Source organism: Paraconexibacter sp. AEG42_29, assembly GCF_040581415.1.
GTDB lineage: Bacteria > Actinomycetota > Thermoleophilia > Solirubrobacterales > Solirubrobacteraceae > Paraconexibacter.
This window is the reverse complement of the sequence record NZ_CP114014.1, coordinates 1,160,026-1,186,979: the sequence shown is the minus strand read 5'-3', so window position 1 is coordinate 1,186,979 and position 26,954 is coordinate 1,160,026. Positions and strand designations below refer to the sequence as shown.

The window sequence follows — 26,954 nt, the reverse complement described above, 5'->3', positions numbered from 1 at the left end:
ACGTCGCCGGCATCCCGAGGTTGGTGGGTGGGCGAACGAAGTTCCGCCCACCCACCCGGCCGGCTACTGGTCGTTGAACACGTGGATCGTCTCGCAGCCGCGGATACGGCCGCGCTCGTTGCGGTTCAGGCGGACCTTGTCGCGAGCGCTGCCGCAGTCGACGCGGGCCGGCGGACCGGCGGTGGCGACGTTGATGAAGTCGACCCCGGTGCCGCCGGAGACGCTGTCGGCGCCGAACGCGGCGTTGATCGAGTCGTTGCCGGTCCCGCCGCTCAGGCGGTCCGTGCCGGGTCCGCCGTTGAGGGCGTCGCCGCCGGTTGTCCCGTAGATGCGGTCGTTGCCGAGACCGCCCGACAGGTTGTCGCGGCCGCTGCCGCCATCGATGCAGTCGCTGCCGCGGCCGCCGTCGACCTGATCGTTGCCGCCGAGCGCGAGGATCCGGTCGGCGGTGTTGCGACCGGTGATGCGGTTGGCACCGTTGGTGCCGACGATCGCGTACCGCGGGCCGCTGCCGGAGAGGCAGATGCTGCGGTACTTCTTGCGTGCGTTGACCAGCGAGATCACGGTGCCGCCGGACGGGCCGGTGAACGGGCGACCGATCACGATCTCACCCTGGCCGCCGCTCTTGGCCGCCGTGATGATGCACAGCACCCGGTCCTGGTCGAGCGTCGAACCCGCCGGGCAGACGCCGCTGAGGGTCGCGAGGCCCGAGCCACCGGAGCCGGTGCCGGTGCCCGTCCCGGTGCCCGTGCCCGTCCCGGTGCCGGTGCCGCCGCCGTTCGGATCGACGTTGCCGTCGGCCGCCGGATCGCAGGCGCTCGACGAGCTCACCGTCGACTGGGCCACGATGATGTCGGCGAGCGGGCTGGCGCCGATCGCCGACAGCACGCGGACGTGCGCCGCGCGCTGCACCAGCGTCTCACCGGCCACCACCTGCTCGTTCAGCTTCACGGAGACCACCCCGCCCAGCGGCGAGTTGGAGATCGCATCCGTCAGGCTCGTCAGCAGCCCGTCCAGCGACACCGTCTGGCCGTTGATCGTCAGGTCCACGACCTGACTCGTGCCCGCCAGCACCGCCTTGCCGTCCTTGCACGACGCCGACGCGGACGACTGCGCCGCACCGACCCCGATGACCACCGTGCCGCCGGCGGTCTTCACCGTGAGCCCCTCGACTCCGGCGGCGCCGCCGATCGTCTGGGTGATCGGCCGTCCGGCCGGCGGTGCGGCCGACGTGATCGCGTAGGCCGACCGCGCGTTGATCGTCGGCGCGAGGCCGACGGCGTCCGTCGTGTTCGGCAGTCCGACGCTCTGATCCGCGCACGGGGTCCGGGACGCCGTGATCGGGTTCAGCTGCGTCATGCCGACCACCGACGCCGTGACGGCGTTCGCGCCGCAGGTCCAGGTCGCGGTTGCGGCCTGCGCGCTTCCGGCGCCGCAGGCCAGCGAGGCGCCGACGACGACGGCGGACAGCGCAGCTGCGCGGGTCAGCCGGCGGGACGACAGGTGCGCGACGCGCACCGAGTCGTGGAACATCATGATTCACGTCCTTGTGTGGAGGGTGCCCCTGCCCTGGAGCGGTGGACCTGTCCCGGGTCGCGGCGGACCGGACCCGGATGCGTCGTCAGGAAGAACGCACGCCAGCGGTCCAGGTTGTGGACTGAGCACGCCCCCGGTCACCCCACGCACACCTCGGTCGGCTCAGGGCCGGGACACGAGGGGCGTGGCGGATGCCCGCGGGGACGCGACGGCCGTCCGTCCCGCCAGGCCCGCGGCGAAGGCCGCTGCGGCGTCGCGAGAGCTCGCGACGCGCCAGTCGGTCTGCTTGCGCAGGTCGAACCACAGCACCGACCTGATGCCCGGGTGGCGCCGCAGGTAGGCGAACATGTCCAGGATCCACCGCGCCTTGTCGCCTCCGTGCTCGGCGCTGCTGACCTCGCTGATCTGGACGGGCTTGTGGGGTGCCACCGCGTGCAGCTGCTTCAGCGGCCTGTCGAAGATGCTCTCGAAGCTGCGCCAGCCGGTCCACGGAAGCGCGGTTCCGCCGTTGAAGCCCGACAGGCCGACCTCGTCGACGACGTCGTCGCCGGGGTAGTCCAGCGAGTCGAGGGGCCGCGCCACGGGGCTCCAGACCCAGCGGACGTTGGTGGCACCCTCGGCCGCGAAGATCGCGTGGACGTGGCGCCAGGCGTCACGGTAGTCGCCGCGGCGGTTCCCGTTGGAGGACTGCCCCCACGGATACCAGGTGCCGTTCATCTCGTGGGCGAACCGCAGCAGCACCGGTCCCCGGTAGCTCCGCAGCGCGCGGGCCCAGGTGCGGATGTGGGCGTCGTGCCGGCCGGCGGAGATGGCGCGCAGCCGGAACTCCGGCTGGGCCGTGTTCAGGCCCTTCGAGTAGTCCCACGGCTCCCAGCTGATCTGGGGCACGCTCCCGCGGGCCGCGATCGCCCGCAACTGGGCCAGGTCCGGCCGCGGCGCATGCGCCCAGTCCGCGAACCACTGCACGATGCCGGTCGCCCCCTCCGCGTGACGCTCGAACGCATTGACCTGCACGAGGTCCCCGGCGTCCCACGGGCGGGTCGAGTTCTTGGCGAGCGCGTCGGTGGTCACGCCGATGACGACCTGTCCGGCCACGGGCTCGCGCAGCGGCCAGGCGACAGCCCCCTCGGCGTCCTGCACGGGGGCGAAGCCGGCGAACGGCGCCGGCTGGAGGACCGCCACCCCGGCGGTCACGGCGACCAGGCCGATGAGGACCGCCTTGCCGACCGACCCGCGCACGACGGCCCGGCGGTGCCGCGGCGGGTGCTCGGCGACGTGCAGGACGAGGACCGCGATCGCCGCGAGCAGGTACAGCGCCACGTTGACCAGCGCGAGCGTCCGGTACCCGTGCGCCGCCCCGGTCGGAACGCCTAGCACGAACGGCGCGGACGAGATCAGCGAGAGCGCGAGGTAGGGCGCGATGACCCGGAACGGCATCTGCGCGGCACCGGTCCTGCCCTTGGGCGTGACCTTGAACGCGAACTCGCGGCCGAGGATCCGGCCCGCGACCGCATGCGCGCAGCCGATCAGTGCCCACGGCCACCGCACGAGCTGGAACAGCGCCATCTCCCAGGACACGGCGCGGGCGGTCCGCGGCCGCAGGAACGCCAGGCGCCGCAGCCACAGGACGACGCACAGCAGCGTCAGGACCGACGGCGCGAAGTGCGTGTAGAAGTCGCCGAGCGAGACGCGCACGAACGGCGTCTGCGTCACGAGCGCCACGACCGGCACGAGGACCGACGCGAGCATCAGCAGCCCGAAGAGCGGATACCAGAGGAGGCAGAACCCGAGCCGCGCCTTGGCCGTCCTGCGCAGGCCCGCCCAATAGGCGCCGCCCACCCCGAGGGCGACGTTCATCATGCTCCGCGACCACTGGAACTCCTGGGTCAGGCAGTCGGGCAGCGACTCGGGGCCGTCCCCGTGGGCCTCGGCGTCACCGGCGAAGACGCCCTGCCAGCCGTGGGAGCTGAGCATCAGCGTCGTCGTGAAGTCCTCGGCCAGCTCCGGCCCGAGACCCCCCGCCTCCCTGAGGGCGCGGGTTCGCACCGCGTAGTGCGAGCCGATGCAGCTCGGTGCGTAGCCGCCGCTGTGCCCCGACTGCATCGGGCCGTGCAGCACGGCCTCGGCGTAGAGCCGGCCGCGGGCCGCCCACGAGCGCGCCGCGTTCCGGTCGCAGACGCTCGGCGCCGCCACGTAGCCGACGATCGGATCAGCGAACGGGCGCAGCATGTGCGCGAGGTAGTCCGGCTCCGGGACATGGTCGGCGTCGAGCTGGGCGACGACGTCGTACTCGCGATACCCGTACATGTCGTAGAAGTACGCGAGGTTGCCCTCCTTGCAGCGTGTACGCCGCGGCCACACCGGCTGGTGGTACTCGGCGACGCCCTCGCGGGTGCAGACGCGCACCCCGTGCTCGCTGCACCAGGCGCGGGTGGCCGCGGTCGGCTGCTCGTCGGCCAGCCAGACGTCGTAGTGGTAGGGGAACCGCTGCCCGAGCATCGCCTCGAGGGTGTGCCGCACCACGGGCCAGGGCTCGCTCGGGGCCTTGGTCACGACCATCGCCGTGCGCAGGCACGGGACCGGGATCCGCGTGTCCGGCCGCTTCATCCGCCACAGCCAGAAGAAGAACCACGCCGGCAGGATGAGCGTCTCGGCCGACAGCAGCAGCGAGTTCAGGACGAACGCCGGGACCGACTCCACGTGCGCGGGGTCGATCCACCAGCTCCACGCCCACGCCGACGTCGCGACCCACGCCACGCACAGGACGGCCAACTGGCGCCGCTGCGTGCGGGACAGCGCGTCGATCAGGTGCCGGTCGTGACGCCGCCGGCGCCGGCGCCGGCGCCGGCGCCGGGACGCCTGGCGGCGGTCGGCCGCCTCGCTTCCCTCGCCGACCGGCGTCGTGATGTCGTCCGGGACCCCCGTCCCCGCTCCCCCAATACGCAACATGAAGGTCGCCGAATACCCAGGTCGACATCCGACATGCGTGAAATCCGAGTCGGGCTACTTCCGGTGCAAGCGCTCAAACCAAACGGGTCACGCCGCCCCACTTCGCCGGGCGCGCGCCGGCGCCGTCAGGCGGCGGTGGTTCCGCAGACCGTCAGCGTCCGCCGCACGGTCTGGGTGCGCAGGGTGCGCCCGCGCCGGGTGCTGACGCGGACGGTCACGCGTGTCCGTCCGGGCTTCAGCGCCACCCGGATCCAGGCCGGCACCGCTGCCTGCCGCAGCGTCTTCAGCACGCGGCTGCCCTGCATCACGCGGAGCGAGCGCAGCTTCCAGCCCTTGCGCCGCGGCACGGCGATGCGCGCCGGCGACCTGGTGCAGGCGCTCGCGGACGGCGTGACGGCGTTCGCCGCCGGCTGCACCGTGGGCGCGCCGCTCGTGTCGGCGCCGGCGCCGAGCTCGCCGATCAGCCTGCGGTATGTCGAAAAGGCCGGCTTGAGCGAGTAGTCGTCGCGCAGCAGGCCGTACTGGCTCTCGAGGTGCGGGTGGTCCGAGCGGCTGTCCCGTAGGTCGAACCAGTTGTAGTCGCTGACGTTGTACGCGGCGGCGCGACGCGCGACGGCGCGCACCATCTCCTCGAGGACGCGCGACTGGGTCGCCGGCGAGCGTCCCGGACCGGTCGGGTACCCGTTTTCGCTGACGTGGATCGGGATGTCGGTGCCGAGGCCCGCCGCCGGCATGTGACAGCCGCGGACCGTGGCGAGGGCCGAGTCGAGCGCCGCGCCCGCGAGCCCCGGCAGCAGCGAGCTGACATCGAGGGCCGGGAACCACGTTCCGGGGTAGGCGTCCAGGCCGACCCAGTCGACGGCGTCCGCGAATGCGGCGCCGCCCTGATCGGCGAGCGCCTTCCAGAACGCCGTGCTGGCCGCAGGACGTGCGTCGCTGGCCCAGTTGAACCCGACCTGGACCTGCGCGAAGTTGGTCTCGCGCACCTCGGCCTTGGCGGCGATGACGCCCGCGACCAGCGCGTCGGTCGCCCCGGCGAACGCGCCGTCCGACGCGTCGGGGGCGCCGGTCAGGTTCGCCTCGTTCGTGACCTGCAGGGAGGTGAAGCGAGCGTTGCCGCCGTACCGGCGAACCGTCGCCCGCACGAACCGGGCGAATCCCGTGACGGCCTGTGCCCGGGCGAGGCCCTCCGGCTTGTACCGGACGACGAGCTCGACGTCGAACCCGGCGGCCGTGTAGGCGGCGATCTCCCCGTCCATCCACAGCGCGGTCCCCTCGTCGGCCGCGGCGTCGCCGGTGTAGGCCGTGTAGATGTGGACGCCGAGCCGGCCGTTCGTGGGGCGCAGCAGCTCCAGCGCAGCCAGGCGCGCGACCGGGTCCTCCGGGGCGGGGTCGGGCTTGCCCTCCACCGAGCCGGCCGCGCCGCCGGGATAGATTCCGAACCGCAGCGCTGCGTCGCCGCTCGCCGGGGTCACGAGGCTGCCGGTCGGCAGGCACAGGCCGGCGCCGGACGCAAGCGCGGGGAGCAGCCCGCAGAGGCAGACGGCCAGCGCGAACGCCGCCAGCAGTGCCTGGGCGGTCCGGCGACGCTGGTGGAGGCCGGGGACCATGTCGATGTCCCCATCGGCCGTGCTCCGCCGCCCCTTGAGCCCATGCGCGGGTCCGGGCACGGCGGGACGGTGGCTGGATCGGGCTGGATCACGCACTCTGAAACGCCTGGGGCGATCCAAGGTTGGCGACCGCCACCGCGGTTGCTCCTTCGTGTGTGGGTGACCGTGTTCCGGGTATGAAACGGTTCTCGACGTTCTGTCCTCGAAAGAAGGAGCACGCCATGACCACGCTCGAACTCGTCCTGCTGGTGCTGCTGATCCTGTTCCTCGTCGGCGGCGCCGTGAGCTCCAAGCTGCTGCTGATTGTCGCCGTCGTCCTGCTGGTCGTCTTGGTCGTCGGCCGCGGGCGTGGCGCGCGAGCGTAGAGTCGGGGCGGGCGGCGCGCCCGTTCGCCCCCGGACACTGTGATGCGATCGACCAACCTCATGCCGCCCAGCGGGTTCTTCACGTATGGCCCTCCGCGACACCGCCGCAAGGTCTCTGGGGTCCGCGGCGCGTTCGCGGTCCCAGCGGCCGCTGCGAGACGCCTCGCATGAGCGCGGCGAGCGTCCTGCGGCCCGCCGTCAGGCGCGTCGCGCGCCCGGGGTCGGCCGATGACCGCCGACTGGTGGCGGGCGTGCGCGGCGGGGACGCCCGCTGCTTCGAGGCGATCTACGACCGCTACCACCGCCCGCTGCTGTCCTTCTGCCGCCACATGCTCGGCAGCCGCGAGGAGGCCGAGGACGCGCTGCAGCACGTGTTCGTCAGCGCGCACGGCCGGCTCCGTGCCGACGATCGGGACATCGACCTACGGCCCTGGCTGTACGCGATCGCGCGCAACCGGTGCCTCTCGATGCTGCGGGCTCGCCGTCACACCGTCGCCCTCGAGGACGTACCCGAGGCCAGCGGCGAAGGCCTGCTCGTCGCCGCCGAGGTGGAGCAGCGCCAGGACCTCAGGGACGTGCTCGCGGACATGGCGAGGCTTCCCGAGGACCAGCGGGCCGCACTCGTTCTCTCCGAGCTCGGGGACATGTCGCACGAGCAGATCGCGGAGGCGCTCGACGTCCGGCGGGACAAGGTCAAGGCGCTCGTGTTCCAGGGACGCGAGGCGCTGATGGGGTACCGGGCCGCACGCGCGGCGGACTGCGCCCCCATCCGTGAGCAGCTCGCGACGCTGCGCGGAAGCGCGCTGCGCCGGACCGAGCTGCGCCGCCACCTCGCGGTCTGCTCCGAGTGCGCGGAGTTCAAGGACGAGGTCGCCCGGCAGCGCACGCTGCTCGGCGCCGTTCTGCCGGTGGTGCCGGCCGTCGGCCTGCGTGACCACATCCTCGGTGCGGTCCAGGCGGCGGCGGACCCGGTCGTCGCGACCGGCGTCGCGGCCACGGGCGCAGGCGCGGCCGCGACCCTGGGCGGTGGCGCCGGCGGGACCGCGGCCACCGGCGGCTCGGTCGCCGCCGTGGCGGCCGGCACCGCCACCGGCGCCGTCGCCGCCGGATCCTCGGGGCTCGTCGCGAAGGCGCTGGTGGTCGCCGCGATCGCCGCCTCCGCCGGCGGCGGCGCGGTCGTCGTCGAGCACGAGCGCAGCCGGCCCGCCCCGACCCCGGCCCCGGCGGCCGGCACGCCGGCCGCCGCACCGGCGCCGCGGCCCGTCGCCGTGACAGGCGCCGGGCGCACGCTGCCCGGGGTCGTGCCACAGCCTCTCCGGCCCGGGGCTGCGGCCGGGAGCACAGCCGCGAGCGCGTCACCAGGCCGCGGTGGCTCGCAGGCGGCACCGGGCACGCCGGCGCCGCGCGGCGCCGGCGCCTCCCAGGGCCGCGCGCAATCGGGGAAGTCCAAGGCCAAGAGGCTGCGGCCGGCGAGCGCCGCCTCCGGCAAGCTCAAGCTGAACGGTCCTCGGCCCAAGTCCACCAGCCCGTCGTCCGCCGCGGCCAAGGCCAAGGCCAAGGCGAAGGCGACGCCCGCGGCCAAGTCGGCATCGTCGAAGGCGACGTCCAAGGCCACCTCGGCCCAGAAGCAGAACAGCCGCGGAGTCCAGTCGGCCGGCGGGTCGGCCAAGCAGACGAAGACGACGAAGGCCCCGGCGTCGACCAGCTCGAGGAAGCCGGCAAAGGCCGCCTCGGCGGCCGCCGCCCAGCCCGCGCAGGCCGCAGCGCCCGCGCCGGCCGCAGTGCAGCCGGACCGCTCGGGCAAGTCGCCGAAATAGCCAGGCCGACCAGCCAACTTCCGGCCTCCTGACGCGCTCTAGTGGTGTGCCACGGACCCCGGTCGCTCGCAGCAGCGCTCATCCGGGTCCGCGGCGCACGGCTGCAGCATCCGCTGCGCCGTCCCCCCGCCGGCACAGGATCGTCCCGTCCGGCCCGCCCGAAATGAGGCTCAGATGCAGCTTGGTACTTCGATCTTCCTGATCGCCGTCGGCGCGATCATGCGCTACGCCGTGAACACCTCGGTCAGCGGGTTCAGCATCCACACCGCCGGCCTGATCCTGATGGTGGTCGGCGCCATCGGGCTCGTCCTCACCCTGCTGATGACGAGCGTCTGGGCCGGCCGCCGGACCGAGCGTCCCGTCGTCGTCCGTGATCGCGACGTGCTCTGACGTCCAGCCCCGGCAGCGGCACGTGCATCCGGTGCCCGAGCCGCCGCCGGGCTGTCGCCTCTCGACCCCCAGCGCCGACCTGCCGGCGCTCCTGCGCCGCCTGAATGCCGAAGGCGTCCAGGTCATCGCGGTCTGCTTCGGGCCCGGTGGGTCGGACACCGTCGTCACCCGTCCCCGCCCGCCGGCACCCGGCCGCGGGCACGTCGCTCCGGAGTGCCCTCCGGAAACGACTCCGGCCGGTTAGCTTCCGACGAGCGCTGCGGGCGCTCGACGCCGGCAGCGTCAGGGCAGCCGCTGCAGCCCAGAGCCGGTCAGGCGCACGCGCACCGCGCCGATCCGGGCGCCCGCCGCGGTGCGGACCCGCAGCGTGTAGTCCCCTGCGGCCACACGGGCGCCGCCCGCAGTCCGTCCACCCCAGCGCAGTGGCGAGCGGCCGCGCAGGGTCCGGACCACCTTGCCGGCGGCGCCACGTCCACGGCGGACCGTCGCCACCAGCGGACCGCCGGCGCCCGCGACCGAGAGGCGCACCACGCGTCGGTTCTCGATCCGGACGGCCAGCGCCGGGCGGACAGGGGTGGGTGCCGGTGCCGCGGCCGGCTCGACGATCCGCGTGACGTTGGTGAACGTGCCGCGTCCCGCGATTCCGGTCCCCTGGACCGTCGTCTGCCCGAACAGGCGCGCGAGCGGCGAGCCGACGGCGAACGTGGCCGTGCCGAACGCGACCGATCCCTCGTCGACCCGCTCGATGTCGTTGCGCGTCAGGACCAGGCCCCGCGGGCCCAGCCCCCAGATCCGCGTCACGATGGTGATCGGGAGCGGCGGGGTCGACGGCGTCAGGTCGGCGGACATCGTGTACGGCGAGAACGGCCACGGGATCGTCGCCTCGACGTGCGTCCCGAGCAGGCCGCTGCGCGCGAACCCGATGTCGACGACCTCGCTGCGAAACCCGACCTCCCGCTTGCGACGCGAGAGCTCGGCGTTCGTGTCGAGCTGCGACACGGCGAAGATGTCCTGCGTGATCGTGCCGCCCGGGTCGTCCATCGGCACGGGGGTCTGGATGACGATCGCCGCCTCGGCGATCCGGTAGGCCCCGGTGGGCGCCCCGTCGATCGTGCCCGAGGGGCACTCCGCCAGCTCCACGAATCCCTGCGGCGGGCTGACGGGCGTGAACCGCGCGGGAAGCAGCTCGCGGACGCCGGCCGGGTCGAGGTCGGCCATGATGGCGAGGTTGCGGCAGTCCTTGCCGGTGTTCGTGAACTCGACGCCGGGGGCGGCCCCGGCCGCGCCCGGGACGGCGAGCGCCCCGGCGGCGGTGAGAAGGATCAGCGCGCGACGGATCAGCCGTGGCCGGTCCCGTGTCGGGCTCTTCGCGGGGGCCTGGGCAGCAGACATCCCGCGAGCCTCCCAAAAAGCGGCGCGGGGGGTCAGCTGTCAGCAGGCGCAGCGGTCGCCGACGCCGTGGCCTTCAGGACCACGTCGCCGGTCTGGCGGGTCGCCGTCAGCGTCAGCTGAGCGATGCCGTCGGCCACGCCGCTGACCGTGCCCTCGATCGCGAGGACGTCGCCGGGCCAGACCTGACCGGTGAAGCGCAGGTTGAACGTGCGGACGTGCTCCGGCCCGACCCACGCGGCCAGCCGCTGCGCGAGCGCCCCGCCTTGGAGCATGCCCATCGCGAAGACGCCGGGCAGGCCGAGCGAGACCGCGAACGGCTCGTCGTGGTGGATCGGGTTGAAGTCCCCGCCGGCGCCCGCGTAGCGAACGATGTCCGTGCGGGTGATCGGGCCGACGGACGCGGCCGGCATGGCGTCGCCCGCGGCCAGGGCCACCGGCGCGGAAGGCGTGCTCATCTCAGGCACCTCGCTCGATCAGGGTGTCGGTCTTGCGCAGGACGACGTCGCCGCCCGCGTCGCGGAACTCGGTGCCCAGGACCACGAGCGTCATCGTCCCGCCGCGCGAGCCCTCCTTCTTCGTCACGTCGAGCACGGTCGTGGTCCCGGTGAGCGCGTCGCCGACGCGCAGCGGCCGCACGTACTCCCAGCTGGCCTCGCCGTGCAGCAGCCGGCCGAGATCGAGGCCGAGCGCCGCAGCCGCACCGAGGGCGCCCCCTTCGGCGTTGAACGACGTCAGCGTGCTCGCGGTGAGCGGGACCGGCAGGCCGGCGAAGCCCGCCGCGCGGGCGGCCTCCTCGTCGCGGTAGACGGGGTCCTCGTCGAACAGCGACCGTGCGAGCTCGCCCACCTTGCTCGGGTCGATGCGGAAGGACGGTCGCTCGAGCTCGCGCCCGATGTCGTCTGTCGTCGCCATGCGCGGCAGGCTAGCAGTTAAACCATCATCGCTGATGGTTTATCGGTCGGCCCTTGCATGAGGCTGCGCATCGCGTCGAGGTACCCGCCGCGACCGAAGTGGATGATGTGGCTGCCGGGGAACCACTCCAGCTGCGGACGGTCCCAGTGCTCCCACAGCAACAGGCTCTGCTCGGGTGGAGCCAGCCGGTCGCCGAGGCCGCCCACGACCATCAGCCGGTCCTTCGCCAGCTGCGGCGCGTAGCTCAGTGGGCTGTGAAGCGCCAGCGCGTTCTCGAGGAGCTCGTCGGAGGTGCGGGAGATCCCGCGGACCAGGGCCGCGCTGAGGTTGGCCGGGAACCAGCTGTTCAGCAGCGGCGGCAGCCAGGTGACGGCCGCGTTCGGGATCGCGAAGTCCAGCCGCGGCTCGACGGCGGCGAGCAGCGCCGAGGTGTAGCCGCCGAGCGAGAGGCCCGTCACGCCGACCCGGGGCGCGCCGGTCGCTTCCAGGTGGTCCATGAAGGCACGGAAGTCGTGGATGGCGTGGACGATCCCCTCGCTGAACTGCGCCATGCCGTGCGCGAACAGGTCGGTCCCGTTGACCGCCAGCGTGTTGCTCCGGCGGGAGCCGTGGAACGGGAGGGTGTAGAGCAGGACGTCCCAGCCGTTCGCGAAGAACTGCTTGAGCGAGAAGAACGCCGTGTTGAACCACGCCGGCGACGCGCCGAACCCGTGGATGACCGCGAGTGTCCTGCGGGGTCCGTCCTCGTGGCGCCAGTGCTGGGCCCGGGCCACCGCGTTGCTGCTGTGGGCGGCGTAGGACCGGCGCAGGAGCGGGTTCAGCGCGACATAGGGACTGTCAAAGCGCAGGAGCTCGACGCGACCACCGTCGACGCCGGGTCCCCGCCCCGGCTCGCTGCGCACCTTCACCGGTGGCGGCGGGGCGAAGACCGTCGCCTGGTCGCGTGCGGCGCCGAGCTCGGCATAGAACTCGAGTCGGCGCCGCTCCTCGCCGGACCAGTCCCGCAGCGCCGCCGGCAGCATGGCTGCGCTGAGCACGGAGGCCAGGCCGGTGCGCAGCCCGTAGTCGGCGGCCACCGAGCCGTGGTAGAGCACCCGCGCGACCGGGTCCAGATCGGACGCGGCCGGGAGCGCACCGGTCCCGTCCGACGGAACCCGATCGCGTAGCGCGAGGGACTGCGCGCTCACGCCGCCACCGTCGTCCGCGTCGTCTCCTCCACGACGTACGGCGCGGCGTCGAACGTCCGCGTGCGCCGGCGGAACCCGAGGGCGAAGCCCGGGTACAGGCCGAAGTTCCGGCCCGTGTCGTCGACGTAGTAGGCCTTGCAGCCGCCGGCGGTCCAGACGCTGCCCTCGCTGCGGCGGTCGACGTCGTCGACGAACTCGCGCAGCGCCTCGGGCCGCACCTCGACACGGGCGAGCCCGCGGCGGTCCATCGTCTTCAGCGCGCTCATGACGTACGCCATCTGGGACTCGAGCGAGAAGATCACCGAGTTGATCCCGATCGAGTTCGGGCCGAGCAGGATGAACATGTTCGGGAAGCCCGGGACCGCCGAGCCGAGGTACGCCTTCGGCGACTGGTCCCAGTACTCGCCGAGGGTGCGGCCGTCCTGACCGGTGATGCGGTGGGCCAGCAGCGAGCGGCCGTACTTGTAGCCGATGGCGGTGATGATCGTGTCGACCTCGTGCCGCCCGCCATCGGCGGTGACGATCGCGCTGCCGTCGACCTTCGTGATGCCCTCGGTGATGACGTCGGCGTTGTCCGCCGCCAGCGCCGGGTTGTACGTGTTCGACAGGACCGGGCGCTTGCAGCCGAAGCGGTAATGCGGTGTCAGCTTCGCCCGCAGGACCGGGTCCTTGACCTGGCGGCGCAGGTGCGCGCGGCCGATCGCCTCGACCGGGGCGATCAGCGCGGTCTGCCCGCGGAAGCCGACCCCCATCGACTCGTAGACGGCGAACAGCGCGTTGCGCTGCACGTCCTGCAGGACGGGCGCGGCGCGGTAGAGCTGGCGCTCGATCCACGGCACGGGCCGGTCGACGTGCGGGATCACCCACGGCGGGGTGCGCTGGAAGACCTTCAGCGCGGCCACCTGCGGCTGGATCCGGGGGACGAACTGCGCCGCGGCCGGGCCGGTGCCGATGACGGCGACGCGCTCGCCGGTCAGGTCGTGGTCGTGATCCCAGCGGGCCGAGTGGAAGCGGTGGCCCTTGAACTTCGTCAGGCCGGGGATCGCCGGCTCGTCGGGCTCGGCCGTGGCGCCGATCGCGCTGATGAGCAGGTCCGCCGTCAGCTCCTCGCCGCCGATCGTCCGCACGCGCCACAGGCCCGCGGCCTCGTCCCAGCCGCTGTGCTCCATCTCGGTCTGAAAGCGGATGTGCGGGGTGACGCCGTACTCGTCGGCGGTGTCGCGGACGTACTCCAGGATCTCGTCCTGCCGGGGGAACATCCGCGTCCACTTCGGATTGCGCGCGAACGAGTACGAGTAGAGGTTGGCCGGGACGTCGCAGCCGCAGCCCGGGTAGGTGTGCTCGAACCAGGTGCCGCCCACGGACGCGTTGCGCTCGAGGATGACGAAGTCGTCCACGCCGGCCTGCAGCAGACGGACGCCGAGGCCGACGCCGGCGATGCCGGCGCCGATGATGACGAGGCGGTGGTGCTGCGACGAGGCGGAGGGGGACATGCGTGACTCCTTCATCAGATCGGGGCGCGGGCGACGAGGCCCTGGATCGGCTGCGGCGCACCGCGCAGCAGCTTGTAGGCGAGCGTGGACTCGAGGCCGACCGGCACCACGTCGCGGTTCTTGCGGACGCAGTCGACGATCGCCTTGGCCACGAGGTCAGGCGAATGGCCGAGGCCGAGCGCCTTCTCGGCCCGCCCCTGGCGTGCGGTCATCGCGCCCCGGTAGCGGGTCGCGGAGGCGATCGGCGTGTCGATGACGCCAGGGCAGACGACGGAGACGCCGACGCCGTGCGGGCGCCAGTCCGCTCGCAGGCACTGCGACAGCATCACCACCGCAGCCTTGGTCGCGCAGTACGCGGCCATGTTCCGCTGCGGGATGTACGCGGCGCCCGAGGCGATGTTCACGACCTGGCCGCGGCCGCGCTCCACCATCCCGGGGCCGAAGGCGTAACAGCCGTGGGCGACCCCGTCGAGGTTGATCGACCGCAGCCACTCCCAGTCCTCGAGCGACGAGTCCAGGAGCGGGCCCGCGATGCCGACGCCCGCGTTGTTCACAAGGACGTCCACGGGCCCGCGGTCGCGTTCGATCTGGTCGGCGAGGTCGTGCACGGCGGTCGCGTCGGCGACGTCGCAGACGTACGCGTGCGCCTCGACCCCGAGCGCGCGGCAGGCGACGGCGGACTCCTCCGCGCTCGTCCCGTCGATGTCGACCGCGATGACCTCCGTTCCGGCCTTGGCGAAGCGCAGGGCGGCAGCGGCGCCGATGCCGCTCCCGGCGCCGGTGATGGCCACGCGGGCCCCCTTCAGCCTGACCTTGCTCATACCGCCACCTCTTCTGTCGGGGCGACCGCCGCGGCAGCGGACGTCCGCCGCCGCGCGATCATCTTCACGCCGTTGCGCGGGCGCAGGGTCAGGGTCGCCTCGGGTTCGACCGGGTGGCCGGGCACGAGGTCGTAGACGAAGTCCTGGCTCATCATCGCGGTGATGAGCGTGCCCTCCATGAGCGCGAACGACGTCCCGATGCACACGCGCCGGCCACCGCCGAAGGTCAGGAACGCGCTGCGATGGCGCCCCTTCGACGCCCCCGGCATGAAGCGGCTGGGGTCGAAGACCTCGGGGTCGGGCCAGAAGCGCTCGTCGTGGTGGATCTTGTCGACGGGGATGTAGACGGTCGCGCCCTTTGGGATGCGGTGGCCGTCGATGACGTCCTCCTCCACGCACTTGCGCGGGATGACCCAGACCGGGGTCATCAGCCGCATCCCCTCCTCGAAGCAGGCCGTCGTCCAGGGGAGCTTCGGGATGTCGTCGACCGTGGGGCGACGGCCTTGGAGGACCGTGTCCACCTCCTCGAGCATCCGGTCGCGCGCGTCCGTGTTGAGCGCGAGCAGGTACCACATCCACGCCAGCGCGTTCGCCGTCGTCTCGTGCCCGGCGAGCATGAACGTCGTCGCTTCGTCGCGCACGCGCTTGAGGCTCAGGCCGCCCTCCTCGTCGCTCGCGGCGAGGAGCAGGTTGAGCAGGTCCGGGGAGTCGGTCGGGTGCGCGCGGCGCTCGTGGATCGTCTCCCACATCGTTTTGTCGATGACCTTCAGCGCCCAGCTCGGCTTGTCCAGCGGGGGCGGCACGAGCGGGAGCGGCGTGTGGCGCACGACCCCGGCGCACAGCCGAGCCAGCCACACCGGCGGGTCGGCGATCATCATCAGCCGCGCGCCCACCTCCGCGGTGCGCAGCGCGTCGGTCACCGCGCGCTTGAGCTTGCGGGCCAGCTCGCCCATCTCGTGGCCGAACAGCGACGCGCCGACGATGTCGAGCGTCAGCTCCGTCATCGCCTCGACCATCTCGAGCTCGATGCGCGCCGAACCGTCGTCGAGCTCGTCCACGAACCCCGCGATCGGGTCGATCATCAGGTCGACCATGCCACGCACGTTGCGCTTGGACATCGTCGGGTTGAGCATCATCCGGTGCCGGCGCCAGGACTCGTCCTCGTCGGTGAAGATGCTCAGCCCGAGCGCCGCGCGCAGGAGCTCGTACTCGATCGACTTGTGGTACTTCGCGGCGGCCTTGTGCAGGACGTGGTCGGCGTAGTCCGGGTGCGTGACGGCGATGCCGACCCGGGTGCCGATCCGCCACTGGCAGATGTCGCTGCCCTCGACGCCCGTCACTATGCGGGCGTCGGTCGCGAGGCCTCGAAGGAGCATCTCCTGGGCCATCATCAGGCCGTTCAGCCGCGGGATGCGGCGGTGCGGCGTCGCCTCGACGGGCACCGCCTCAGCGGTGGTCGGGGTCATGCGGTCACCGCCTCGGTCCGGGCGTGGACACGCCGGCGGGCGACCATCTTCACGCCGTTGCGCGGGCGCAGCGTGAGCGTCGCCTCGGGCTCGACCGGGTGGCCCGGCACGAGGTCGTAGACGAACCGCTGGCTCATCATCGCGGTGATCAGCGTCGTCTCCATCAGCGCGAACGACGTGCCGATGCAGACGCGGCGGCCGCCGCCGAACGGGATGAACGCCGAACGGTGCTGCTGCTTGATGTTCTCCGCGAGGAACCGCGACGGATCGAAGACCTCCGGGTCCGGCCAGAACCGCGCGTCGTGGTGGACGGTGTGCACCGGCATGATCACCGTCGACCCCTTCGGGATCCGGTGCCCGTCGATCACGTCGTCCTGCACGCACTCCCGCGGGATCACCCAGGCGGGCGGGTAGAACCGCATGCCCTCCTGGAAGCAGGCGGTCGTCCACGGCAGCTTCGAGATGTCGTCGACGGTCGGCCGTCGGCCCTGTAGAACGGTGTCGACCTCCTCGAGCATCCGGTCCCGCGCGTCCGTGTTGAGCGCGAGCAGGTACCACATCCACGCCAGCGCATTCGCCGTCGTCTCGTGGCCGGCGAGCATGAACGTGGTGACCTCGTCACGGACCCGCTTGAGCGGCAGCGAGCCCTGGTCGTCGCTCACCCCGAGCAGCAGGTTCAGCAGGTCGTCGCTGTCGGTCGGGTTGGCCTGACGGTCGTGGATCAGGTCCCACACCGCCTTGTCGACCGTCTTCATCGTGTACTGCATCGACGACAGCGGCGGCGGCAGCAGCGGCGCGTGGTGGATGAACCCGCCGACGCCGCGCATGACGGGGATCGGCGGCGCGAGGACCATCAGCAGCCGCGTCGCGAACTCCGCCCCGCGCAGCCCGATGGTGACGACGCGGCTCATCTTGCGGGCGACCTCACCGAAGGAGTGCCCGAACAGCGCCGCCCCCACCACGTCCATCGTGAGCTCCACCATCGAGCTCGCCATCTCCAGCGGGATCCGCTCCGCGCCGTCGTCGAACGCCTCGAGGTACGCCTCGATCGGGTCGATCATCAGGTCGACCATCCCCCGCACGTGCCGCTTGGACATCGTCGGGTTCAGCATCATGCGATGCCGCCGCCAGGACTCGTCCTCGTCGGTGAAGAGGTTCAGCCCGAGGACCGCGCGCAGCAGCTCGTACTCGATGGACTTGTGGTACTTGTCGACCGCGGTGTGCAGGACGTGATCGACGTAGTCCGGGTGGGTGATGAGGAAGATCCGCCGGCGCCCGATGCGGACCGTCGAGATGTCGGTGCCCTCCTTCCCCTTGACCATGTCGCCGTCGACGTGCAGGCCCTTGAGGAGCATGTCGACGGCGAAGGGGACCGGAGCGAATGACGGGGTCTTCGCCGGTCGTGCAGCTGTCGCCGGGGTCATGCCGCGACGCCGGTCGTGTAGGTGTGCCGCGACCCGAAGAACGCCTCCTCGGCACGACCGAGCTCGGTCGTCGCTGGGTCGCCGTAGAGCCACTCGCGCGCGATGTCGAACCAGGTGTTCTCGGACTCCAGTTGCCCGAGCAGCCCGATGACGAGCATCACCCCGCGCATCAAGACGAAGTGCTCCGCCGGCAGCGTCAGCTCGTCGAAGCCCTCCTGGCCGCGCATCTGCGTGTAGCGCCGCATCATGTCCGCGGTCTGCGAGACGTCGACCTTCAGCGGCGTGTCGACCATCAGCCAGCCGAAGATCGCCTCGTAGTTCTCGAAGAAGGGCTGGGCCAGCCGCGGGTCCGGTGGCAGGGCCCCGAGGGATGCGACGATCTCCAGCAGCCGCTGCGGATCCTTCTGATGCGTGGCGCGCGTCGTCTCGACCAGGTGCTCGACCTCGACGTCCCCCATCCGCTTGAAGAAGCCGAAGTCGAGGAACGCGACGCGGCCGTCCGGGAGGAACAGCGTGTTGCCCGGGTGCGGGTCGCCGTTCAGGAGCCGGTGGCGCATCGGCCCGTTGAGATAGAAGCGCACGATGATCTCGCCGATGCGGTCGCGCTCGGCCTGCGTCGCGGTCGCCTTGACCTCGGCGAATCGCTTGGCGTCGATGAACTCGCTGACGATCACCCGCTCGCGGCAGAGGTCCGTCATCACGTCGGGGACGACGACGAAGGGGTGATCGCGGTAGACGCGCGACATCGCGCGCTGGTTGGAGGCTTCCAGCTCGTAGTCGAGCTCCTCGGTGATCCGCTCGCGGATCTCGTCGGCGATCGCGCCGGTGTCGATCCCGGGCGCGATGACGGACAGGAGCTTGAGCCCCAGCCGCAGGTTCTGCAGGTCCGAGTGGATCGCCTCCGCGATGCCCGGGTACTGCACCTTGACGGCGACGTCGCGGCCGTCGTGGAGCGTCGCGCGGTGCACCTGCCCGATCGATGCGGCCGCGATGGGCTCCGGGTCGATGTCCGCGAAGACGTCCTTGAGCTTGGCCCCGAGGTCGCTCTCGATGACCTTCGTCATCGCCTTGAAGGACACGGGGTCGGCGCCTTGCTGCAGCTGCGCGAGGATCGCCTGGAACTCCGGGCGGATCTCCTCCGGCACCATGCCGAGGTCGACCGCCGACAGTGTCTGGCCCACCTTCATCGCTGCGCCGCGCATCCCGGCGAAGACCTTCACGAGCGCCTGGGCGGACTTCAGCTGCTGGCGGGACGCCGCGGCCTGCCGTGCCTCCGCGTTGCCCGGCCGCGACGTCTTGACCATCGTGCGGGCCTTTGCCTCCCGGGCGGCGATGCCTGCCGCCGCACCGGTGATCGTGGCGGCCCGCCTGAACCTGGACCCGCGAATCTCGTCTTCTTCCATGGTGTCCTTGCGCGTCGGGGTCGGAGCGGGAAGTCGTTCGCCGATCGCTTGATCGGCGAACGGTGCGAGGACTATGTCACCGATCACCCGAACGGTCAAACCGGCGCTCTCACCAACGCCGTGCGGGACGCGTCAGCCGAGCTGGTCGGCGGGTGTGACGGTCGCGTAGAACTGACCGAGCGCGGCGACGAACGAGGCATGCACGTCCTCGGCGGCGACCGTCCGTCCGCCGTGCTCGAGGGCCGGGGCCGCGCAGGCGTCGGGGACAAGGGTCATCTGGAAGCCGAGGTCGGCGCCGGCGCGCGTGGTGGCGTCCACGCACATGCTGGTCATCATGCCGACGACCACGACCTCGCTGACGCCGAGGTCGCGCAGGCGCTGCTCCAGGTCGGTCTGCAGGAACGAGTTCGGGGCGCGCTTCTGGATCACGATCTCGTCGCCTGCCGGGGTCACCGGAGCCATGATCTCCGCGCCGGCAGTCCCCTCCTCGAGGAAGCCGACGCCGGCGGCGCTGAGGTGCTGGATGTGGATGACCGGCTCGCCGGACCCGCGGAACGCCTCGAGGACCTGGCCGGCCTTGGCGGCAGCCGCCTCCGGCTCGTGCAGCGGCATGTTGCCGCCGGGGAAGTAGTCGCGCTGGATGTCGACGATGACGAGTGCTCTGGACATGTCTGCTCTTTCGGTGGGTGGATGGTGGGCCCTACCCTCAACGGGGCCCCGACCATCGTCCTCGCCGCGCGGGGTGACGATCGCGTTCCGGGGGTATCCGTCGCAGGGCCGCGGGTCCTGACGCTCTCGCGTGATCCGCCGGCGCACCCGCCGCGGACAGACTCCGTCACACCACCCCCGAACCCGAGGTCCACCGTGAAGCTCACCACGCCGATCCCGGCGCCCCGCTGATGCGCCGCGTCACGGCCCTGGCCACGCAGCACCGCCGGCTGGTCGTCACGGCCTGGCTCGTCCTCACCGTCGCCGGCGGGTGGGCGGCCGGATCGATCAACGACGTCCTCTCGCGGTCGTTCGACGCCCCGGGCCGCCCGGCCTTCCAGGCGAACCGCGAGATCGCCCGCGACTTCGGGAACGGCGGTCAGGTCGCGCCGGTCGTCCTGGTCGCGCGCCGCGCAGGCGACGCGAGCAGCGCGCGCATGCAGCGGAGCCTCGCCCAGGTCGCCGAGCGGGTCGGCAAGGCTGTCCCCGGGTCGCGCGTGCTGACTGCGGGCGACCGCGGGGGACGGGACGACCGCGCGGCCCAGGGCGACCGCGACACCGATGGGCTGGTCGCCCGCGACGGCCGCTCGGCGGTCGCGCTCGTCTTCCCCCCGCTCGGGCGCCCGGCGCCAGACGAGAATCCTGCGGCCCTGTCCGCGGCGCGCCGGGTCGTCGGCGAGTCGGCCGCGCCCGGGGTCCGCATCAGCGTCACCGGGATCGAGGCGCTCGCCGACGACACCGGCTCGGGCGGCGGCCCCGGCCTGCTGATCGAGACGCTCGGAGGGGGGATCGGCGCCCTCATCGTGCTCGGCCTCGTGTTCGCCTCGGCGCTGGCGCTCGTCCCGATCGCGATCGCGGCCTGCTCGATCCTGACGACGTTCGTCCTGCTGCGGCTCCTGACCGAGGTCACCGATGTCTCGTTCGTCGTGCAGTTCCTCGTGGGGCTGATCGGGCTCGGCGTCGCGATCGACTACTCCCTGCTGATCGTCGTGCGCTGGCGCGAGGAGCGCGCCCACGGGCACGACAACGCGACCGCCGTCGCGACCGCGATGCGCACCGCCGGCCACTCCGTCGCGGTCAGCGGGCTCACCGTCGCCATCGGGCTGCTCGCGCTCGTCGTCGTCCCGGTCCCCTTCATCCGCTCGATCGGCTACGGCGGCCTGCTCATCCCGCTCGTGTCGGTCGCCGCAGCCCTCACCCTGCTGCCCGCGCTGCTGTCCGCCTTCGGACCGCGGCTGGACCGCCGCCGCGGGGACCAGGATCACGATCCGGGCGAACGCTGGACCGCCTGGGCCACGTTCGTCGTCCGCCGCCGCTGGCCCGCCGCCGTCGCCGGCCTGCTGGTCCTCGGCGCGCTCGCCCTCGTCGCCACCGACCTGCGTCCGGGCCGCCCGTCGGTCGACGCGCTGTCGGCGGGCGGGCAGGCCAGGTCCACGCTCGAGGCGCTCGAGCGCTCGGGAATCGGCTCCGGCGCGCTGACCCCGGTCGAGCTGGTGTCCGACGGTCCCCTCACGCCCTCTGACCGCCGCCGCGCCGCGGCGGTGCCGGGGGTCAGCGCCGTCATCAGCCCGGCCGCCGAGAGCTGGTCGGCCGGTGGACGCTCCTTGTCGCTCGTGGTCCTGCGGGACGACGCGTCCGGCGACGGCCGCCCGGCGCTCGATCGCCTGCGCGACGCGGACCTGGACGCCCGCGTCGGCGGCCCGGACGCGCAGGACCGCGACCTCTCCGACGCGATCTACGCGTCGTTCCCGCTGATGGTCGCGCTGATCGCGCTGATCACGTTCGCGCTGCTCGCCCGCGCCCTGAACTCGATCCTCCTGCCGCTGAAGGCGATCCTCCTGAACGTGCTGTCGGTCGGCGCCTCGTTCGGGGTGGTCGTCCTCGTCTGGCAGCAGGGCCACGGATCGGAGCTGATCGGCGGCGTGCCGTCCACCGGATCGATCACCGGCTGGGTCCCGCTCGCGATCTTCGCGTTCCTCTACGGCCTGTCGATGGACTACGAGGTGTTCATCCTCGCCCGCATGCGCGAGGAGTACGAGCGCACCGGCTCGACGGACGAGGCGGTGATCGCCGGCCTCGGCCGGACCGGCCGCCTCGTGACGAGCGCCGCGCTGATCCTGTTCCTCGCGTTCGCTGCGCTGGCCGCCACGCCCAACACGGAGATCCGCATCCTCGCGACCGGCCTGGCGGCGGGGATCCTGCTGGACGCGACCGTCGTGCGCGCGCTCGTCGTCCCGGCGCTCGTCACCCTGTTCGGCCGGGCGAACTGGTGGGCCCCGTGGAACCGCGGCGCGCCCGTGGGTCAGTCGGGGGGGCCGAGCCGGTAGGTCAGGCGGACCACGCCGGACGCGAACGTCGTGGTGGCGATGTGCTCGAGGGGGACGGCGGGCAGCGCATCGAAGATCCGCGGGCCGGTGGGCCAGATGTACGGGCAGACGGTGATCCAGAGCTCGTCGGCCAGGCCCTGGGCGATCAGGGCCGCGGCCAGCTCGCCGCCGCCGGTGACGATCAGGTTGCCCTCGTGGCGGGCCTTGATGCCGGCGATGCTGTCGGCGAGCTCGCCTTCGAGCAGCGTCGCGTTCCAGTCCAGCGGCGCGGTCAGCGTCCTGGAGGCGACGTACTTGGGCATCGAGTTCATCTGCCGGGCGTAGGCCTCGAGGCCGGGGAGATCGACCATCTGCGGCCAGACCGCGGCGAGCCCCTCGTAGGTCTTGCGGCCGAGGACCATCGCGTCGGCGGCCTGCCACTTCTCCAGCGAGGCCTGCTGGCTGTCGGGGTCCAGCCGCAGCCAGCCGTTCGGCTCCGGCTGCGGCGCCTGGAAGGCGCCGTCGATCGTGGTGGCGTTGTTGATGATCAGCGTTCCCATGGGTTCCTTCGCGTCGTGACCGGTGGGGCTGTGACGACGGCCGGCGGCGGAACTCATCGGCGCGCGACCGGCACCCCGTCTACTGCGGCGGCGGAAGGTCGTCCGGGTCGAGCCCGGCCGCACGGACCTCATCGAGGTCGAGCTCGGGGTACTGCGGGTCGAGGGACTCGAGGAGCGCGATCAGGCGTCGGGCCACCTCGGCCTGCGCCTCGGGACGGGGGTCGGCGTCGATGCGGTGCCACGGCGCGATCTCGGTGTCCGTCGCGCCCAGCGCGTCGGCGTACGCCCGCTGGAACTCGTCCCAGAGCTCGCGGTCCTTCCAATCGGCGGCCGAGAACTCCGCCTGCTCGGAGCGCACCGTCAGCCGCTCCCGCACGCGCTCCGCCTGCTCGTCCTTCTCGATGTCGAGATAGACCTTCATCAGCCGGGTGCCGTCGCGGTGCAGGATCTGCTCGAAGTCGTTGATCGAGCGACAGCGCTCAGCGGCCTCCTCCGCGTCGACGAGGCCGTGCACGCGAGCCGAGATGACCTCCTCGTAGTACGAGCGGTCGAACACGTGCACCCAGCCGCGCGCCGGGGCGTGCCGGTGGAAGCGCCACAGGAAGTCGTGCTCCGCCTCCTCGCCGGCCGCCTTGTTGAAGCTGTGGACGTGAATCCCGGCGGGGTCCATGGCGCCGAACACCTGGCGGATGACGTGATCCTTCCCCGCGCCGTCGAACCCCTGCAGGACGACGAGCAACGCATGGGAGCCGTCCTTGACGAAGCGGTCGTGGAGCTCCGCGATGCGCTCGTGCAGGTCAGTGTCCAGGGTCATGTCGCGCCAGTCTGACGGCCGCGCTCCTCCCCGGTCGCAGGTGGCTGCGCGGCGTCAGCCGGTGGCGTCGTCGGCGACTTCCCGCAGCACCTCCTCGAACTGCGCGAAGCGCCGCTCGCCGACGCTCGCCGCCCAGCGGTCCGCGATCTCGACGCTGACCCGCGAGGCGGTCTGCACCAGCGCCGTCCCGCGCTCGGTGGCCTGTATCCGCTTGGCCCGTCCGTCCTCCGGATCGGGCACGAGCGTGATGTAGCCGCCGGCCTCGAACTCGCGCAGGACGTCGTTCGCGGCCTGTTTGCTGACGCCCAGACGAGCCGCGAGGTCGGTCGGCCGCAGGCCCGCGGTCAGCACGTCGCGCAGGACGATCCGGTGGGCCGGCCGAATGTCCTCGAACCCAGCGTCCACCAGCCCGTCGTGGACCTCGAGGATCGCGTCCTCCCAGGCCATCCGCAGCAGCGCGATGACTGAGGGCGGCGGCGGCGGACTTGACATAGTCGTACGGTACTCCATACTACTTCGTACGACAAGCCGTACTACTTTGGTGGAGGTGGTCGACATGCACGATTGGGGCCCGGGGGTCGGGATGCAGTGGGAGACGACGCGGAGCGCGGCGGAGACGAACGGTGCGCTGCTGGAGGGGACGATGTGGTTCGCGCCGCGGATGGCGGGGCCTCCCGTCCATGTCCATCCTGCTGCTGAGGAGACGTTCACCGTGCTCGAGGGTGGCGTCGAGGTCCTTCTCGACGGGACCTGGAGCCCCGTCGCCGTCGGTGAGACGTCCGTCGTCCCTAGGGGCGCGCCGCACTCCGTCCGCAATCTCAGCGACACCCCGGCCAAGCTCGTCAACACCCACTCGCCCGCCCAGCAGATGGAGGGCTTCTTCATCGACGGCGCCAGCCTGGCCGGTGCGGGCAAGATCACCTCGCTGCCTCCGAAGAACCCGAAGTCCGCGATCTACGCGGCGATGCTGTTCACCAAGTATCCGGACGAGATCGTCGCCGTCGGGCCGAAGCGGCCGCTTTTCCGAGCGCTGACGCTGATCGGGCGGACGCTCGGCTGGAAGGCCTGAGCGGCGCCAGCCCCGCACGGCGGCGTGACGTCGCCGACCGATGAGTTCGGGTGGGTGGGTCGGTCTCCACCCGCATGAGCGAACGCAAGGTGATTCTCAAGATGGTCCTGTCCCTCGACGGCTTCGCCACGAGTCCGGACGGGAGCCATGAGTGGATGTTCGAATGGTTCGGCGAGGACTCGGGTGAGCGCAGCCTGCGCGCGCTCGAGGCGGCCGGCGTGCACGCGATGGGCCGCCGGAGCTACGAGATCATGGGTCCGCACTGGGCTGCGTCCGAGGCGCCGATCGCCGCCGCGATGAACGCGAAGCCGAAAGCGGTCTTCTCCCGCACACTGAAGCAGACGAGCTGGGGACCGGCCGAGGTCTTCGGCGACGCAGGCGCCGGCATCGCGGACCTGAGGGCGCGCCGCGACGACGGGACGATCCTGGTCCACGGCGGCCCGACACTGGCCGCCGCGCTGACCCGCCTGGGCCTCGTCGACGAGTATCAGCTGTCGACGGTGCCGATCGTGATCGGCAGCGGCCGCAGCCCGTTCGCCGATCTGGGCGAGCACCTGAAGCTCGAGGTCGTCGACGAGCAGCGCTTCCGCAGTGGAGCGCTCATCCAGGTCCTGGTGCCGCAGCGATGACCGACTGCGCCCACGTGGCTCGCCGCGGTCGGCGCTAGCCCGCGAAGTGGCGGCGCGTGTCCTTGAACAGGCTGCCCACGAGCAGCTTGTTCGCGGGACCGCCGGCCTTGGCGATGCCCTTGGGCTCCATCGCGATGGTCCAGGTGAAGCGTGAGCGGTCGGGGCCGTTCGGCTCGACGAGGAAGTCCTCCGCCAGGCGGTTGAAGACCGGAAGGTTGGTGTCGGTGATGCAGAAGGCCTTGCGGCGGCCTTCCTCCCAGATGAAGAAGCGCTCGTTGGCGGAGAGGGCGCCGAGGATTTTCGCGGTCCGGGTGGCGCCGATGCCGAGGGGCCGTGGCGAGGTCCAGGTGATCGAGAGCGCGCGGCACCAGTCCAGGGGCCTGTCGCCGGTGAGCTCGGCCCAGACGGCGTCGGCGGGTCTGGGGATGTCGAACGTCTCGGTGAAGCGTGTCGGGGCGGTACGGAGGAAGTTCTCGTCGGTGAGCTGGAGCGTGGGCATGTCAGGCCTTCGGGTCGGGATGGGCTGTGGCGACCCTCGAGATCTGCGGCTGGTTCAGGTTCGCGCCGGTCCGCGTGAGCGGTGCTTCGACGCTGCTCATGCCGCCACCGCCGGGACATCGGCGCCGACCGGCGCGGGGTCTGCTGCAGGCCGGTAGGAGGGCGGCCCGGGGGCGTTGCCGACCGTCCAGTCAGGCCGCTCGGTCTTCGTGGGACGGGTCGAGCGGAAGCCGTCGAGCAGCCGGTTGCGTCGTCCGTGCCACTCCAGCGGCAGCTCCCCGAGCGCCTGCTTGACGATCGCCTTGCGGTCGGCGCCGGGACGGCGCAGCGCAGCGACCAGGCCCTTGACCAAGTGCGTCGGGCTGACGATCGCCTCGATCGGCCGGGCGCGGTTGAACGTGTCCGACAGGTCGGGCCCCTCCTGGCCGGCGAACGTCCGCAGGACCTCCCGCACGAGGTCCGACACCGGGTCGGGCCGGGACTCGCGGTTGCCCCAGTGGTAGGTGCTCAGGGTGTCCAGGTCACGGCCCCGCTCCCACACGGCGAGCGCCGCGTCCAGCCGCTCGGGATCGTGGAGCCTCGGGGCGGCGGCCTCGCCGAGCAGGCGGCCGTGCTTCAGCGCGTCGCGCATCCCGTTGCCGGTGACCGGGTCCTTGAAGTGGCCGGCGTCGCCCGCCAGCGCCCAGCCCGGGCCGCTCGACCGGCGGTAGTACGACGACAGGTCCGCGGTGCTGCGGACCTTGCCCATGTTCTGCGCGCCCGCCAGCCGGTCGGCCATGACGGGGTCTCCGTCGAGCTTCTGCTGCCAGGCCGCCTCGGGGTCCATGCGGAAGCCGCTCACGTCCTCCGCGGGGCACATCCAGACGGCAAGCACGCGGCCTTCCGGCGTCGACGGGAGGGTCAGGCCGACGGTGCGCTCGGCACGGTAGACGCCCATCTCCTCGTGCTGCGAGGTCCCTGCCTTCGGGTCGTCCATGTACCGGAACGCGAACCCGCGCCCGTTCTTCGAACCCCGGTAGGGCGTCCACGAATCGACCTCCGCCGCGACCCGCGACCTGCGGCCGTCGGCGCCGATCACGAGCTTGGCGTGGATCTCCCGCTCCTCGCCGTCCGGGTCCCTGTATACGACGCCCACCGCGCGACCGCCGCGCCACACGACGCTCTCCACGCTGCACTTCTCGCGGATGTCCGCACCGGCCTCGCGTGCCGTCTCGACGAGGCACTCGTCCTGCAGGTTCCGCGGAACGCAGATGCCGTAGTCGATGCCGTCGAATGGCTTGTAGCGCTCGCAGACGACCATGTCGCCGTCGGTGATCCGCAGGTGCGTCGACCGCGCGGGGTTCAACGCCAGGATCCGATCGAGCGCACCCATCTTCTTCAGCTCCGACACGCCGTTGGGCACGAGCACGTGCGTCGACAGCGTGTCGGCCGGGAACCGCGCCTTGTCCAGCACGACGACCTTGTGGCCTGCCCGGACCAGCGGCACGGCGGCCGCGGTGCCGGCGCAGCGGGAGCCGACGATGACGACGTCTGCGCGTTCGACGGAGTCCGGAGCGTTGGATGTCATGGGACGACGCTACGCCCCTCTCCCCTCCCCCGTTGGCG

Annotated in this window: 24 protein-coding genes; 6 read left to right on the top strand and 18 right to left on the bottom strand. The window is 72.2% G+C overall.

The window, feature by feature from the left end:
• Positions 1–63 precede the first annotated feature (63 nt).
• The 3 genes from DSM112329_RS05720 to DSM112329_RS05710 all read right to left on the bottom strand — a co-directional run bounded on the left by DSM112329_RS05720 (position 64) and on the right by DSM112329_RS05710 (position 6,155).
• Complete coding sequence (locus tag DSM112329_RS05720) at positions 64–1,536, bottom strand: calcium-binding protein (RefSeq protein WP_354700850.1); 1,473 nt, start codon at positions 1,534–1,536, stop codon at positions 64–66.
• 162 nt (positions 1,537–1,698) lie between these two features.
• Positions 1,699–4,485 (bottom strand): glycosyltransferase family 2 protein, encoded by a 2,787-nt coding sequence (locus DSM112329_RS05715; protein ID WP_354700849.1) that lies wholly within the window; start codon positions 4,483–4,485, stop codon positions 1,699–1,701.
• A gap of 125 nt (positions 4,486–4,610) precedes the next feature.
• Complete coding sequence (locus DSM112329_RS05710; protein WP_354700848.1) at positions 4,611–6,155, bottom strand: hypothetical protein; 1,545 nt, start codon at positions 6,153–6,155, stop codon at positions 4,611–4,613.
• Positions 6,156–6,316: 161 nt separating this feature from the next.
• Here DSM112329_RS05710 and DSM112329_RS05705 point away from each other — a divergent pair, with 161 nt between their 5' ends.
• From DSM112329_RS05705 to DSM112329_RS05695, 3 genes are all read left to right on the top strand, one after another.
• Complete coding sequence (locus DSM112329_RS05705) at positions 6,317–6,460, top strand: hypothetical protein (RefSeq protein WP_354700847.1); 144 nt, start codon at positions 6,317–6,319, stop codon at positions 6,458–6,460.
• A gap of 167 nt (positions 6,461–6,627) precedes the next feature.
• Positions 6,628–8,277, top strand: coding sequence for a sigma-70 family RNA polymerase sigma factor (locus DSM112329_RS05700; RefSeq protein ID WP_354700846.1), 1,650 nt, complete (start codon positions 6,628–6,630; stop codon positions 8,275–8,277).
• Between the two features lie 174 nt (positions 8,278–8,451).
• Positions 8,452–8,667, top strand: a complete 216-nt coding sequence (locus DSM112329_RS05695) for a DUF6458 family protein (protein WP_354700845.1) — start codon at positions 8,452–8,454, stop codon at positions 8,665–8,667.
• 282 nt (positions 8,668–8,949) lie between these two features.
• Here DSM112329_RS05695 and DSM112329_RS05690 read toward each other — a convergent pair whose 3' ends face one another.
• The 10 genes from DSM112329_RS05690 to DSM112329_RS05645 form a co-directional block, all read right to left on the bottom strand.
• Positions 8,950–10,059, bottom strand: coding sequence for a hypothetical protein (locus DSM112329_RS05690; RefSeq protein ID WP_354700844.1), 1,110 nt, complete (start codon positions 10,057–10,059; stop codon positions 8,950–8,952).
• 32 nt (positions 10,060–10,091) lie between these two features.
• Positions 10,092–10,514, bottom strand: a complete 423-nt coding sequence (locus DSM112329_RS05685) for a MaoC/PaaZ C-terminal domain-containing protein (protein ID WP_354700843.1) — start codon at positions 10,512–10,514, stop codon at positions 10,092–10,094.
• Between the two features lies 1 nt (position 10,515).
• Entirely contained in the window at positions 10,516–10,971 is a 456-nt protein-coding gene (locus DSM112329_RS05680) for a MaoC family dehydratase N-terminal domain-containing protein (protein WP_354700842.1), read from the bottom strand.
• A 17-nt stretch (positions 10,972–10,988) separates the two neighbouring features.
• Entirely contained in the window at positions 10,989–12,158 is a 1,170-nt protein-coding gene (locus tag DSM112329_RS05675; RefSeq protein ID WP_354700841.1) for an alpha/beta hydrolase, read from the bottom strand.
• Positions 12,155–13,651, bottom strand: coding sequence for an NAD(P)/FAD-dependent oxidoreductase (locus DSM112329_RS05670; RefSeq protein WP_354700840.1), 1,497 nt, complete (start codon positions 13,649–13,651; stop codon positions 12,155–12,157). The genes DSM112329_RS05675 and DSM112329_RS05670 overlap by 4 nt, the downstream gene beginning before the upstream one ends.
• 14 nt (positions 13,652–13,665) lie before the next feature.
• Complete coding sequence (locus tag DSM112329_RS05665) at positions 13,666–14,472, bottom strand: SDR family NAD(P)-dependent oxidoreductase (RefSeq protein WP_354700839.1); 807 nt, start codon at positions 14,470–14,472, stop codon at positions 13,666–13,668.
• The gene (locus tag DSM112329_RS05660) at positions 14,469–15,938 is read right to left on the bottom strand and encodes a cytochrome P450 (RefSeq protein ID WP_354700838.1); all 1,470 of its coding nucleotides are present in this window, start codon (positions 15,936–15,938) and stop codon (positions 14,469–14,471) included. The genes DSM112329_RS05665 and DSM112329_RS05660 overlap by 4 nt, the downstream gene beginning before the upstream one ends.
• Positions 15,935–17,362, bottom strand: coding sequence for a cytochrome P450 (locus tag DSM112329_RS05655; RefSeq protein WP_354700837.1), 1,428 nt, complete (start codon positions 17,360–17,362; stop codon positions 15,935–15,937). Before DSM112329_RS05655 ends, DSM112329_RS05660 begins: the two co-directional genes overlap by 4 nt.
• Positions 17,359–18,765, bottom strand: a complete 1,407-nt coding sequence (locus tag DSM112329_RS05650; protein WP_354700836.1) for an AarF/ABC1/UbiB kinase family protein — start codon at positions 18,763–18,765, stop codon at positions 17,359–17,361. The genes DSM112329_RS05655 and DSM112329_RS05650 overlap by 4 nt, the downstream gene beginning before the upstream one ends.
• Positions 18,766–18,897: 132 nt before the next feature.
• Entirely contained in the window at positions 18,898–19,434 is a 537-nt protein-coding gene (locus tag DSM112329_RS05645; RefSeq protein ID WP_354700835.1) for a cysteine hydrolase family protein, read from the bottom strand.
• 230 nt (positions 19,435–19,664) lie between these two features.
• Here DSM112329_RS05645 and DSM112329_RS05640 point away from each other — a divergent pair, with 230 nt between their 5' ends.
• Positions 19,665–21,800, top strand: a complete 2,136-nt coding sequence (locus tag DSM112329_RS05640) for an MMPL family transporter (protein ID WP_354700834.1) — start codon at positions 19,665–19,667, stop codon at positions 21,798–21,800.
• Here DSM112329_RS05640 and DSM112329_RS05635 read toward each other — a convergent pair.
• From DSM112329_RS05635 to DSM112329_RS05625, 3 genes are all read right to left on the bottom strand, one after another.
• Complete coding sequence (locus tag DSM112329_RS05635) at positions 21,776–22,339, bottom strand: dihydrofolate reductase family protein (RefSeq protein ID WP_354700833.1); 564 nt, start codon at positions 22,337–22,339, stop codon at positions 21,776–21,778. The genes DSM112329_RS05640 and DSM112329_RS05635 overlap by 25 nt on opposite strands.
• A 79-nt stretch (positions 22,340–22,418) precedes the next feature.
• Complete coding sequence (locus DSM112329_RS05630) at positions 22,419–23,153, bottom strand: PPK2 family polyphosphate kinase (RefSeq protein WP_354700832.1); 735 nt, start codon at positions 23,151–23,153, stop codon at positions 22,419–22,421.
• Positions 23,154–23,207: 54 nt separating this feature from the next.
• Positions 23,208–23,645, bottom strand: a complete 438-nt coding sequence (locus DSM112329_RS05625; protein WP_354700831.1) for a MarR family transcriptional regulator — start codon at positions 23,643–23,645, stop codon at positions 23,208–23,210.
• A gap of 64 nt (positions 23,646–23,709) precedes the next feature.
• On the opposite strand from DSM112329_RS05625, the gene DSM112329_RS05620 reads away from it, so the two are divergent.
• Both DSM112329_RS05620 and DSM112329_RS05615 read left to right on the top strand, forming a co-directional pair.
• A complete protein-coding gene (locus DSM112329_RS05620; protein WP_354702445.1) occupies positions 23,710–24,222 on the top strand; it encodes a cupin domain-containing protein in 513 nt (170 codons plus the stop codon).
• Between the two features lie 74 nt (positions 24,223–24,296).
• The gene (locus tag DSM112329_RS05615) at positions 24,297–24,851 is read left to right on the top strand and encodes a dihydrofolate reductase family protein (protein ID WP_354700830.1); all 555 of its coding nucleotides are present in this window, start codon (positions 24,297–24,299) and stop codon (positions 24,849–24,851) included.
• 34 nt (positions 24,852–24,885) lie between these two features.
• On the opposite strand, the gene DSM112329_RS05610 is transcribed toward DSM112329_RS05615, so the two are convergent.
• Positions 24,886–25,350 carry an SRPBCC family protein gene (locus DSM112329_RS05610; protein ID WP_354700829.1) on the bottom strand — a complete coding sequence of 155 codons (465 nt, stop codon included), beginning with the start codon at positions 25,348–25,350 and terminating at the stop codon, positions 24,886–24,888.
• 96 nt (positions 25,351–25,446) lie between these two features.
• Complete coding sequence (locus DSM112329_RS05605) at positions 25,447–26,916, bottom strand: NAD(P)/FAD-dependent oxidoreductase (RefSeq protein WP_354700828.1); 1,470 nt, start codon at positions 26,914–26,916, stop codon at positions 25,447–25,449.
• Positions 26,917–26,954 lie beyond the last annotated feature (38 nt).